The sequence below is a fragment of the Pantoea sp. At-9b genome, assembly GCF_000175935.2.
Lineage (GTDB): Bacteria > Pseudomonadota > Gammaproteobacteria > Enterobacterales > Enterobacteriaceae > Pantoea.
Window position 1 is genome coordinate 559365 of sequence record NC_014837.1, and the last position, 11738, is coordinate 571102.

Below are 11738 nucleotides of genomic sequence, written 5' to 3' on the forward strand. Positions count from 1 at the left end.
CCTGTATTATCCGCCGCCGGTCAGCGCAGAAGACCCTGGCGGACCCGTTCGCAGTCAGGACACCTGTTGTGAACGTTAGTGTGACGGAGAAAGAAAATGAAGTTTGTTGATGAAGCGACGATCCTGGCGGTTGCGGGTGATGGCGGTAATGGTTGCGTCAGCTTCCGCCGCGAAAAATACATTCCGAAAGGTGGCCCGGACGGTGGTGACGGCGGCGATGGCGGCGACGTTTACCTGCTGGCTGATGAAAACCTGAACACCCTGATCGATTATCGTTTCGAAAAATCTTTCCGTGCTGAGCGTGGCCAGAATGGTCAGAGCCGTGACTGTACCGGCAAACGTGGTAAAGACATCATCGTCAAAGTGCCTGTCGGTACGCGTGTTATCGATCAGGGCACCGGTGAAACGCTGGGCGATATGACGCGCCATGACCAGAAATTGATGGTCGCCAAAGGCGGCTGGCATGGTCTGGGTAACACCCGTTTTAAATCGTCTGTGAACCGCACGCCACGCCAGAAAACCATGGGTACGCCGGGCGAAAAGCGTGACCTGCAACTGGAGCTGATGCTGCTGGCTGATGTCGGTATGCTCGGTTTGCCAAATGCCGGTAAATCGACCTTTATTCGCGCGGTCTCTGCGGCTAAGCCAAAAGTTGCTGATTATCCGTTTACCACCCTGGTACCAAGCCTCGGCGTGGTACGTATGGACAGCGAAAAAAGCTTTGTGGTCGCCGACATCCCGGGCCTGATTGAAGGCGCTGCTGAAGGTGCTGGTCTCGGTATTCGCTTCCTGAAACACCTCGAACGCTGCCGCGTCTTGTTGCACCTGATCGACATCGCGCCAATTGACGAGTCTGATCCGGTGGAAAACGCGCGCATCATCCTTGGCGAGCTGGAAAAGTACAGCGATAAACTGTACCAGAAGCCGCGCTGGCTGGTGTTTAACAAAACTGACCTGCTGAGCCGTGAAGAAGCCGAAAGCCGCGCTAAAGCGATTGCAGAAGCCCTTGGCTGGGAAGATAAATACTATCTGATTTCTGCTGCCAGCCGTAATGGCGTCAACGACCTGTGCTGGGACGTGATGAGCTTCATCATCGCTAACCCGAAAGAGGTCGAGGAAGAAGCGAAAGAGCCGGAGAAAGTGGCTTTCATGTGGGATGATTACCACCGTGAAGCGATGGAAAACGCGCAGGAAGTGGAAGAAGACGAAGACTGGGATGACGACTGGGACGAGGACGACGACGAAGGCGTCGAAATCATTTACCAGCGTTAATTGCCCCAGCAAAAAAGCGGCCAGATGGCCGCTTTTTTTTCCCCCTCACCCTAACCCTCTCCCGCAAGCGGGAGAGGGAACTGGTCAGCATCTCTTCTCCCTCTCCCTCTCCCTCTCCTTCTCCCTCTCCCGCTTGCGGGAGAGGGCCGGGGTGAGGGCATCAGCGAGCAGCATTACCCGAGCACTGCCACCGTCAAACGGCTACTACAGCACAACTGATCGCGTCCGTTGCGAATCTCAATCTGCCAGCTTTGATTACGCGCACCGAGATGCAAGGGTCGGCAGATACCACGCACTTCGCCGCTGCTGACCGCGCGGTGATGACTGGCACTCACCTCAATCCCCACGACGCTTTTTCCCTCTTCCACGCTGAGATAACCGGCAATCGATCCCATCGATTCCGCCAGCACCACCGATGCCCCACCGTGCAACAAACCAAATGGCTGCTGCGTGCGTGTATCCACCGGCATGATGGCTTCGAGGTAATCATCGCCGATCAGGGTAAACACAATGCCCAGATGCGCCACCAGCGAGTTCTCACCCATCCGGTTCAGTTCATCCAGTTCTATCGATCGTTTCCAGATTACCATGCATCAGGCTCCCAGCGTCGCGCCACCGTCCACCACGATATCCTGGAGTACCACATGGCTGGCGAGATCGGAAGCAAGGAACAGAATATTGGCGGCGATCTCCTGCGGTTTAGCGATCTTTCGCAGCGGGATCCCGAGCTTATATTGATCCTGGAAGCCGTTGATCATCTCCTGTTCGGCTTCCGGCGTATGCCACAGGCTGCGTTGCATGTCGGTATCGGTCGATCCTGGCGACACGATATTGCAGCGCACGCCCAGCGGGGCCATTTCCAGACCTACGGTGAGACACAGGCTGCGCAGCGCGGCTTTGGATGCGCCATAGGCAGACATGCCAAGGCGTGGCGCATGGGCGGCATTGGAAGCGATGGTCACAATGGCTCCGGCCCGCTGCTGACGGAACACCGGCAGCGTTTGCTGGAACATATTAAACGCCCCACCGGCGTTGACCGCCAGGCAAGCCTGCCAGTCCTCAAACGCCAGTTCTTCGGTACTCCCAATACGCAGAATGCCAGCACCGTTCACCAGCACATCAAGACGAGGCTGCTCGGCCAGCAGGCGCTGGCAAACGGATTTGACTTCTGCGGCATCGGCGACGTTCATCACCTGACAGGCAAACGGATAGTCTGACTGTGCAAAATGCAGATCGAAACCCACCACCTGTGCACCAGCCTGATGGAAAGCCAGCGCGGTATGGTAACCAATGCCTTTACCGGCACCGGTAACCCAGACAATTTTTCCACTGAAATCAAAGGGCAGACTCATTTTGCCGACTCCCGCGACAGCAACGCCCACCAGCCATCAATGCTGGGATTCTTCGCCAGGCTGACGAAATCGATATCGCTGTGCACCTGACGCCAGCGCGCTGCCAACGCCATCACCCGCACGGAATCAAGACCGTAATCAATCAGGTTCTCATCGTCTTCCGGCACATCGTCATCTTCCAGCAGCGGCAGGATCAGGGCACGCAGCTCATCTTTACTCAGCGGCAGCGGCATCAGATCGGCGGTCATCACCACTTTGCCACTACGACCAGCGGTGTAGGTCAGCGCCATCATATGTTCTTCACGGGTGAAGTCGGCCAGCGCATCGGCCACCATAAATGGCTGAATGTTACGCATAAAAGCGTCGGTCGCGGTGGTCAGGCAGCCGATATGGGCGTACACGCCGGTAATGATCAACTGATCGCGGCCCATCTCTTGCAGGATCGACTCCAGCGGCGAGCGATGGAAGGCACTGTAGCGCCATTTGGTCAGCACATGATCGTCCTGATCCGGGGCCAGTGCATCCACGATCTTCTGTTGATCGGGATGCTTGTTCAGGCCAGGTCCCCACATGTCATTCAGCAACGCACGATCTTCATCGCTCTGTTGGTTGGGCTGTGCGGTATAGAACACCGGAATGCCCTGCGCTTTGCAGTAGGCACGCAGACGGGCGATATTTTCGACAACCTGATTCACCAGGGGGCTGTTTTCGCCCCAAAAATTAAGGAAATAGGCCTGCATATCGTGAATCAGCAGTGCCGCGCGTTGCGGCTCCAGCGTCCATTTCACCTTGTTGGCAGGCAACTCGGTGGTGGTCGGCAGCGGATAAGAGGTCAATTTTGGAATAGCCATACAATCTCCGGTACAGGTCAGGCTTGCGCTTGTTGATCGGCAAGTTGTTGGCGCAGACGTTTTTTATCCACCTTACCGACCGGGGTCAGCGGCAGGGCGTCTACGCAGGTAATACGATCGGGTAATTTGAACTCGGCAACGCCCAGTTCACGCAGATGGCGACGCAGCACCACCGGCTTAATCGGCTGGCTGGCGACAATAAACGCACAGCTCTTTTCACCCATCAGCTCATCATTCATGGACACCAGTGCGGCGTGAATCACATCCGGGTGGCGTTGCAGCAGGTTTTCAATCTCTTCTGCGGCGATCTTTTCGCCGCCACGGTTGATCTGATCTTTCTCGCGCCCTTGCACGGTGATGTAACCCTGCGGGTTGATCTCAATCAGATCGCCGGAACAGTAAAACCCGTCGGCATCAAAGCTGGCGGCGTTATGCTCCGGGCTGCGATAGTAACCCCGGAAGGTATAAGGACCGCGTGTCATCAGACGACCCACTTCACCCACCGGCAGCGCATTGCCGTCGGCATCGGCGACCCACACTTCATCATCGTCAGAAATGGGGCGTCCCTGCGTGGTGAGGATAGTTTGCTCATCGTCGTCAAAGCGGGTGTAGTTCACCAGCCCTTCCGCCATCCCGAACACCTGTTGCAGACGGCAGCCGATCTCCTGCTGGATGCGGGACGCAAGGGTTTCACCCAACTTCGCGCCACCGACCTGCATCCGTTCCAGTGAGGCCAGCTGTTTGTTGCTGCCCCATTCCTGAATCGCCTGTAACCACAGGCTCACTGCTGGCGGCACCAGGCCGGTATCGGTGATCTGATGCTTTTCGATTAACGGAAAGCACAGCGTCGCGCTGGGATCGGCAGCCAGTACCACCTGACCACCGGCGTAAAACACGCCGAGTGCGCCGGGCGAACTCATCGGGAAGTTATGTGCCGCAGGCAGCGCCACCAGATAGCGGGTACGATCGGTTACGGCGCAAATATCCACGCTGCCGCGAATGCTGTAGTAGTAATCATTGTGGGTGCGTGGGATCAGTTTCGGTGTACCGGTACTGCCGCCAGAAAGCTGGAAGAAGGCCACTTCATCACCGGCGCTGGGCGTCGGGCTAAAATCGCCCGCTTTTTCTGCCAGCAGCGCTTCCAGGGTGTTTTCCGCTTGGCTGTCATTGCGCAGAATCACTTGCTGCAATGAGGGATGGTTGCGGCACAGCACATCGATAAAGCTGTCATCCGCGAACAGCGGATGGGTACGATCGGCAATCAGCAGCACCGGTTCAATCTGTGCCGCGTAGGCGGTCATTTCGGTTCGCTGATGGCTGAAAAGGGCATTGACGGGGGCCACGCCGATTTTAAATAAGGCAAACAGGGTCAGATAGAAATCCGCCACGTTGCCGAGCTGTACCAGCGCGGTATCGCCGGTTTTCAAACCGCGACGTTGCAACGCTGCCGCCAGATTGTCGGTCAGCTGATGCATTTCGCGGTAGCTGATTTGGCGTTCGCCGTCGATCACCGCGATCGCGTCATTCTGCTGCTGACGCGCCAGGATGTCAGTCATTGGCACGTCGAGCCAATAGCCTTTTTCACGGTAACGTGCGGCGAGATCGTCAGGCCAGCGGTTATAGGGAATACTCATGGTGTTTCCTTTATTGCAGTCCAAAAGCGCGCAACATGGTGTCCAGTTTCACGCCAGTTTCGCGCCATTCTGATTCGGGTTGAGAGTCGGCCACAATCCCGGCACCGGCGAACAGGCGCACGCGGGTGTCGTGTACCGTACCGCAACGGATGGTGACGACCCATTCGCCGTTGCCTTCGTCATCACACCAGCCGACGATGCCGCCAAATAGCTGACGATCGAACGGTTCCAGCTGTTGAATCAGCTGTAGCGCCTGCTGATGCGGGAAACCGCTGAGCGCCGGAGTGGGATGCAGCAGGCAGGCGAGGGACAAGGCATTTTCGCGCGTGTCCTGCACTTCACCATCAATCTGCGTGGCGAGATGCCATAACGTTGAGGTGGTGAGAAGCGAAGGCACCGTCGGCACCGACAGCAGACGGCTGCGCGGTTGCAGCGTGCTGCGCATCGCATCGGTGACCAGCTGATGTTCGTGCCGATCTTTACTGGAGTTCATCAGGGTTTCGCCGGCTGCGCGGTCGGTTTGGCTATCGCTATCGCGACGTGCGGAACCGGCGAGAGGACAAGAGCTGAAATCACGCCCCTGTTTACGCAGCATCAGTTCCGGGCTGGCACCCAGCAGTACACCACCCTGCGGCAACGGCAGATGGAAATGGTAGCTGTTGGGGTTTTGCGCTATCACCCGCTGCATCAGCGCCGCGCTATCTACGGGCTGCTCCGTCACGATATCCATCAAACGCGACAGGACCACTTTGTCGAGCTCGCCGCGTTGGGTGGCTGCCACCGCATCGGCCACCATGTTGGTAAAGACGTCATGATCCGGTACCGCCGCACGACGCCGTACCGCGGGCAGGGCGCTCAGTTCAGTCGGTAATGCGGCCAGCAAATCCGCACGCTTAAAGGTCTGATGGGACTCAGGAATAAACAAGGCAGCAGGTTGGCTGACATCAAACGGGATGGCACCGACCAGAATGGGCTTCGCGATCCCCTGCTTTTTCGCCGCAGCAAAATGCTGGCGCAGCTGTTGCTGAAAATCACCGTCCAACGCGGCAGCATCCTGAACCGGTTCGGTCAGGGTGGTGTAACAACCTTGAGTAACCAGGCTCTGCCAGGGGGATGTGAACAGGAATCCGCGGCAAAGAGCGGAAAAATCCTTCAGCCAGGCATTTTCAAACGTGGAGGATTCCACCATAATTTTCACCTATAAATGATAAGATTATTAAGAATGATTATCATTTTTATTATGGCCCTGTAACCTACGTCGAATGGCCTAAAGAGTCAAACAATTCGCGGGTGCTCCCTTATCTTTAAGCGTTTTCCGGCGTTTACGCCGAAGGCCGAAATAAGCTAAATGGTGGATGAAAACTTATGAATAAATGCGGTTTATGGGGCACAGTTGTCCTGTTGTTCATTTTACAGGCTTTCAGTGGCCTCGCGCGTGCCGAACAGGGCTGGCCGCGCAAAATTCAGACTGAGCAGGGCGTGGTGACGTTAACCAAAGCGCCCCAGCGTATCGTCTCAACCAGCGTCACGCTGACCGGCTCCCTGCTGGCGATTGATGCGCCGGTGATTGCATCCGGTGCCACCGTGCCCAACAGCCGCCTGTCTGACGATCAGGGCTTTTTCCGTCAGTGGGGCGAGGTGGCAAAACAGCGCGGCGTAAAACGTCTCTATATTGGCGAACCCAGCGCTGAAGCGATCGCCGCCGAAGCGCCGGATCTGATCATCGTCAGTGCCACCGGGAATGATTCCGCTATCAAACTGGTGAGTCAGCTTTCTGCCATTGCGCCGACGCTGGTGATCAACTACGACGATAAAAGCTGGCAAGACCTGATGACCTTGCTGGGTGACGCCACCGGCCATGAAACCGAGGCGGCGCAGCATATTAAAGCCTTTGCCGATCGTCAGGCGGCGCTGAAAAAAGCCATCAAATTACCGCCGCAGCCGGTTTCCGCCATGGTGTGGAATGGCGATGGACGTGCGGTGAATCTCTGGACCGCCGAATCGGCCCAGGGCAAATTGTTGCAGCAGTTGGGCTTCACCCTGGCGCTGCCACCGGCCAATATTCAGCAAAGCCACAGCATGGGACAGCGTAAGGACATCATTCAGCTCGCGGGTGAAAATGTCGCCAGCGGCCTGACCGGACACAGCTTCCTGTTATTTGCCGCCGATGACAAAACCCGCCAGTCGGTGCTGAGCAATCCGTTCCTCGCACAAAACGCCGCCGTCACGCAGCAGCAGGTTTATGCACTGGGTGTTGATAGCTTCCGCCTCGACTACTTCAGCGCCAGCAACCTGCTGGCTCGCCTGGAAACACTGTTTGTGAAGTCATGATGTCTGTTCCGCCAGCGTAGCGGCTGGCGGTTGATAGTGACGTAAACGTCCCATCACTAACCACATCAGCATGCCCAGCAGGGTAGCAGCGAAGCCAAACACCGCGGCGGCCTGCTGGGGTAACAACCAAGTGCCTATCCCGCCAATCAGCGCTGCGCCCAGCGCATCTCCGGTAACGTTTTGTGCCGTCCATAGGCTGTTAATACGTCCCAGCAGTGCATCGGGAGTTAATGCCTGAATCAGGGTGTACTGCACCAGGCTGGTGATTGAGCTGAAGTAACCGAAAGCCACCAGGCAGAGCAGCGCGAGGGCAAAATTCGGCATCAGGCCAAACAGCCCGAGTGCCAGAAAAGACGCGATGGCGCTACTGAGAATCAATAAACCAGGACGTGCGGCGTGCGCTAAGCGACCACTGGTCAAGGCGCCGATCGCGGCCCCCAGCGGCACCGCCGAGAACATCAATCCCAGCCGATCGGCACTGACCTCCCAATGTGGTGCCAGTGCCGGATACAACACGCGAATCGCGCTGGCCAGCGTGACCAGCGCGCCGATTAACGCCGCCATGCCGACCAGCGGGGTGGTAAACAGAAATTGCACACCGGTTACCAGCGACTTTACGGGATGTTCACGTGGTTGGGGCGGGGGAGGCAGCAGCGGCAGTTTGAGCAAGGTCAGTACGGTCAGCAAGGTTCCCAGCGCTGCGAGGGCGAAGTTCCACACCACGCCGCCGCTGGCAATCACCATGCCAGCAATGGCCGGTGACAGAATAGAGCCGAAGCGCACCGACAGCATGGTGATCGCGCCAGCCTGCATCAGGTTTTCGCGTCCCACCAGCGCCGGTGTTGCGGCCAGCAACGCGGTGACGCCAATCGCACCGAAAAAGCCATCCCACAACCCCAACAGATAAACCGCAGCCAGCGAAGGCTCAGGCAGTGCGGCATTTATTGCCAGCCCGACAAAACCCAGCCCACAGGTGGAACGCGCCAGTAAAATCAATTTTTTCCGTTCATAACGATCGGCCAACACCCCGCCGGTGAGCAAACCGATAAACATGCCGCAGGCGGCCACCGTGACGCCGAGTCCGACCAACAGGGACGATGCTGTCATCTGTTGAATTTGTACCGGCACCGCAACAGCCAGCATGCCGAGTGCGACAATCGAGATAAAACGGGCGATAAATACCGCGCGAAACGCCGGGTGGGATTTAAGCAGAGAGAGATCGATAAAGTGGGAGGGTTTGTTCATTTCTTCGCCTTTTTGCACCAATTTTCCTCATCTTTCGCGAGGCGAGTCATGATAACATAGACAAATACGAGTAATAACGATAACAAATATCATTATCACATTTATCCTACGCACGCGATTACGTTGATATACCCAAATCATTCGAGCTGTAGGAAGGCGGCAAAAGAGTGAATCCTCGGGAGCTTACTGAAGTAAGTGACCGGGGTGAGCGAGCGCAGCCAACGCACCTACAGTTTGAAGGATGAAAGGTATAAGTTGAAGGTTCATAACGCTATGTACCAGACTCGTGCACTTGCAGGATCAGGGATGCTGCTGGTGCTTCTTATTGCCCTCAGTCTAATGCTGGGTGCGCAATCCATTTCTCTTTCCGATGTTTATCATGCTGTTACCACCACCTGTGGTAGTGCCGATTGCGTTATCGTGCGCGAGGCGCGTTTGCCGCGAACCCTGGCCGGTTTACTGGCGGGAGTGGCACTGGGGCTGGCCGGGGCGCTAATGCAAAGCCTGACGCGTAACCCGCTGGCTGACCCCGGTATCCTCGGGGTCAATGCCGGAGCCAGTTTCGCCGTGGTACTGGGCATGGCGTGGTTTAACGCGCATACCCCAGCCGAATGGCTCGCTTTTGCGTTTAGCGGTGCGCTGCTGGCCTCATTACTGGTGTCGATGACCGGTGCGATTGGCGGAGGACGCGTCAATCCGGTGCGTTTAACCTTGGCGGGCGTGGCGTTAAGCGCGGTACTGGAGGGGCTGACGTCGGGTATCTCGCTGCTCAATCCTGACATTTATGACCACCTGCGTTTCTGGCATAGCGGCTCGCTGGATATCCGCAGCTTCACCAGTCTACGCACCCTATGGCCAGCCGTCGCACTGGGCAGCGTGGTGGCTTTATGTCTGTCGCAGGCGTTAAACAGCCTGAGTATGGGCGGCGATATGGCAACGGCGCTGGGTACGCGCGTGGCACGCACTCAGTTGCTGGGGCTGCTGGCGATTGCCTTGCTATGTGGTGCCGCAACCGCTGCGGTCGGACCGATTGCGTTTGTCGGGTTGATGACACCGCATCTGGCGCGCTGGCTGGTGGGGAATGACCATCGCTGGCTGCTGCCTGCGACCGCACTGGTGACGCCGATCCTGCTGCTGACAGCGGATATTATTGGCCGCCTGCTGGTGCCCGGTGAACTGCGCGTCTCCATTGTGACCGCCATGCTGGGTGCACCGATGTTGATTGTGTTGGTGCGCCGCAAACTCGCGCGGGGTGCGGTATGACCCGACGCGTCATGTTTCATACCTGCTGGCTACTGCTGGGTTGTGGGTTGATCGCATTCCTGGCAATGACGCGGGGAACCTTACCGCTCAGTGGGGAACAAATCTGGCAGGTGCTGCTGGGACAGGGTGCCAGCAATGTCAAACTGATCGTGCTGGAGTGGCGTTTACCACGAGTACTGATGGCGTTGCTGATTGGTGCCGCGCTGGGCGTAAGTGGTGCGATTTTCCAGTCCTTGCTACGTAATCCGTTGGGTAGCCCGGATATCCTTGGCTTTAACACTGGAGCCTACAGCGGCGTGCTGGTGGCGCTGGTGCTGTTCAACCAGAGCGCCTCAGCGATCACGATGGCCGCATTGATCGGTGGCATTGCCACTGCCGCGTTGGTCTACTTGTTTGCCTGGCGCAACGGTGTGGAAACCTTCCGTTTGATTATCGTCGGCATCAGCGTGCGCGCGCTGTTAATGGGGCTGAACAGTTGGTTGATTATCAGTGCCTCACTGGATGCGGCCCTCAGTGCCGGTTTGTGGAGCGCCGGTACGCTTAACGGTATCACCTGGAACAAGACGCCGCCGGTGATCGCCGCGTTGCTGGTGGCGCTGCTGTTGGTGGCGTTGCTGGCACGGCGCATGCGTTTGCTGGAGATGGGCGATGATACCGCCAGCGCCCTCGGCGTGCCGGTGGAGCGTAGCCGTCTGTGGCTGATGCTGCTGGGGGTGGTGCTGATCGCCGCCTCCACGGCGCTGGTCGGCCCGATCTCCTTTGTGGCGCTCCTCGCACCGCAGATTGCGCGTCGCCTCGGTGGCGGCATGCCGCTGGCGGCGCTGTGTGGTGCGCTGTTGCTGATCGCTGCCGATTTCGCCGCGCAGCATCTGTTCCTGCCTTATCAATTGCCGGTGGGCGTGATTACCGTCAGCCTCGGCGGCCTTTATCTGATTGCTTTACTGGTGCGGGAGGCACGACGCCAATGACCGAAATCTCCAGCCGTCTTTATGGCGAAGGGTTGACGCTGGGTTACGACAAAAAAGTGGTGGCAGAAAATTTGTCGGTGGCGATACCGGAAGGGGAGCTGACGGTGATTATCGGCCCGAACGCCTGCGGCAAATCAACCCTGCTACGCACCCTGAGTCGTCTGAATACGCCGTTGAAAGGTCAGGTGTTTTTGGATGGGGAAGCCATTGCACGCTATCCCACGAAAGAAGTGGCACGCCGTCTTGGCCTGTTGCCACAAAGTTCTAACGCACCCGCTGGCATCAGCGTGACTGAGCTGGTGGCGCGTGGACGCTATCCACATCAGGCGCTGTTTGGCCGCTGGCGCGCTGAAGATGAGCAGGCGGTACAGCAGGCGATGCTGGCAACCGGCGTCTCGGATCTCGCCGATCAACAGGTGGATACCTTGTCGGGTGGTCAGCGCCAGCGCGTATGGATTGCGATGGTGCTGGCGCAGCAAACGCCGCTGTTGTTACTGGACGAGCCGACGACCTGGCTGGATATCACCCATCAGATTGAATTGCTGGAATTGATGCAGGATCTCAATCAACAGCACGGTCGCTCGTTGGTGGTGGTCCTGCATGACCTGAATCATGCCTGTCGTTACGCCACGCACCTGATTGCCATGCGCCATGGCCGGATTATTGCGGAAGGGAAACCGGCAGAGATTGTCACGCCCGCACTGATTGAGCAGGTGTATGGTTTGCGCTGCGTGATTGTGGAAGACCCGGTGGCACACACGCCCATGATTGTGCCGCTGGGGCGGCCAAAAACATAACATGTTGTAGCGGCGCGATTTATCG

Annotated in this window: 11 protein-coding genes; 5 read left to right on the forward strand and 6 right to left on the reverse strand. The window is 57.6% G+C overall.

Going from position 1 to position 11738, the window contains the following annotated elements; translation table 11 throughout:
* Positions 1-96: 96 nt before the first annotated feature.
* Positions 97-1272: an Obg family GTPase CgtA gene (gene cgtA, locus PAT9B_RS02460; RefSeq protein ID WP_013507674.1), complete on the forward strand. Its 1176-nt coding sequence runs from the start codon at positions 97-99 to the stop codon at positions 1270-1272.
* Between the two features lie 173 nt (positions 1273-1445).
* Here the strand turns inward: cgtA and PAT9B_RS02465 are convergent, their stop codons facing one another.
* Genes PAT9B_RS02465 through PAT9B_RS02485 form a run of 5 tightly spaced genes read right to left on the reverse strand, consistent with a single transcriptional unit; the run spans position 1446 to position 6298 of the window.
* Positions 1446-1862 (reverse strand): hotdog fold thioesterase, encoded by a 417-nt coding sequence (locus PAT9B_RS02465; RefSeq protein WP_013507675.1) that lies wholly within the window; start codon positions 1860-1862, stop codon positions 1446-1448.
* A gap of 3 nt (positions 1863-1865) precedes the next feature.
* Positions 1866-2624 carry a 2,3-dihydro-2,3-dihydroxybenzoate dehydrogenase gene (dhbA, locus tag PAT9B_RS02470; protein ID WP_013507676.1) on the reverse strand — a complete coding sequence of 253 codons (759 nt, stop codon included), beginning with the start codon at positions 2622-2624 and terminating at the stop codon, positions 1866-1868.
* Entirely contained in the window at positions 2621-3475 is an 855-nt protein-coding gene (locus PAT9B_RS02475) for an isochorismatase family protein (RefSeq protein WP_013507677.1), read from the reverse strand. Before PAT9B_RS02475 ends, dhbA begins: the two co-directional genes overlap by 4 nt.
* A gap of 17 nt (positions 3476-3492) precedes the next feature.
* The gene (locus PAT9B_RS02480; RefSeq protein WP_013507678.1) at positions 3493-5109 is read right to left on the reverse strand and encodes a (2,3-dihydroxybenzoyl)adenylate synthase; all 1617 of its coding nucleotides are present in this window, start codon (positions 5107-5109) and stop codon (positions 3493-3495) included.
* A gap of 10 nt (positions 5110-5119) precedes the next feature.
* Positions 5120-6298 carry an isochorismate synthase gene (locus PAT9B_RS02485; RefSeq protein ID WP_013507679.1) on the reverse strand — a complete coding sequence of 393 codons (1179 nt, stop codon included), beginning with the start codon at positions 6296-6298 and terminating at the stop codon, positions 5120-5122.
* A gap of 176 nt (positions 6299-6474) precedes the next feature.
* Between PAT9B_RS02485 and fepB the strand changes: the two genes are divergently transcribed.
* Complete coding sequence (fepB, locus tag PAT9B_RS02490; protein ID WP_013507680.1) at positions 6475-7440, forward strand: Fe2+-enterobactin ABC transporter substrate-binding protein; 966 nt, start codon at positions 6475-6477, stop codon at positions 7438-7440.
* On the opposite strand, the gene entS is transcribed toward fepB, so the two are convergent.
* Entirely contained in the window at positions 7435-8685 is a 1251-nt protein-coding gene (gene entS, locus PAT9B_RS02495; RefSeq protein ID WP_041525889.1) for an enterobactin transporter EntS, read from the reverse strand. The two genes, fepB and entS, sit on opposite strands and share 6 nt — an antisense overlap.
* A gap of 273 nt (positions 8686-8958) precedes the next feature.
* Here entS and fepD point away from each other — a divergent pair, with 273 nt between their 5' ends.
* The 3 genes from fepD to PAT9B_RS02510 are packed head-to-tail and all read left to right on the forward strand — an operon-like array spanning position 8959 to position 11713.
* Positions 8959-9948 carry a Fe(3+)-siderophore ABC transporter permease gene (gene fepD, locus PAT9B_RS02500; protein WP_041525725.1) on the forward strand — a complete coding sequence of 330 codons (990 nt, stop codon included), beginning with the start codon at positions 8959-8961 and terminating at the stop codon, positions 9946-9948.
* Positions 9945-10916: an iron-enterobactin ABC transporter permease gene (fepG, locus tag PAT9B_RS02505; RefSeq protein WP_013507683.1), complete on the forward strand. Its 972-nt coding sequence runs from the start codon at positions 9945-9947 to the stop codon at positions 10914-10916. The genes fepD and fepG overlap by 4 nt, the downstream gene beginning before the upstream one ends.
* Positions 10913-11713: an ATP-binding cassette domain-containing protein gene (locus PAT9B_RS02510; protein WP_013507684.1), complete on the forward strand. Its 801-nt coding sequence runs from the start codon at positions 10913-10915 to the stop codon at positions 11711-11713. The genes fepG and PAT9B_RS02510 overlap by 4 nt, the downstream gene beginning before the upstream one ends.
* The last annotated feature ends 25 nt before the right edge of the window (positions 11714-11738 follow it).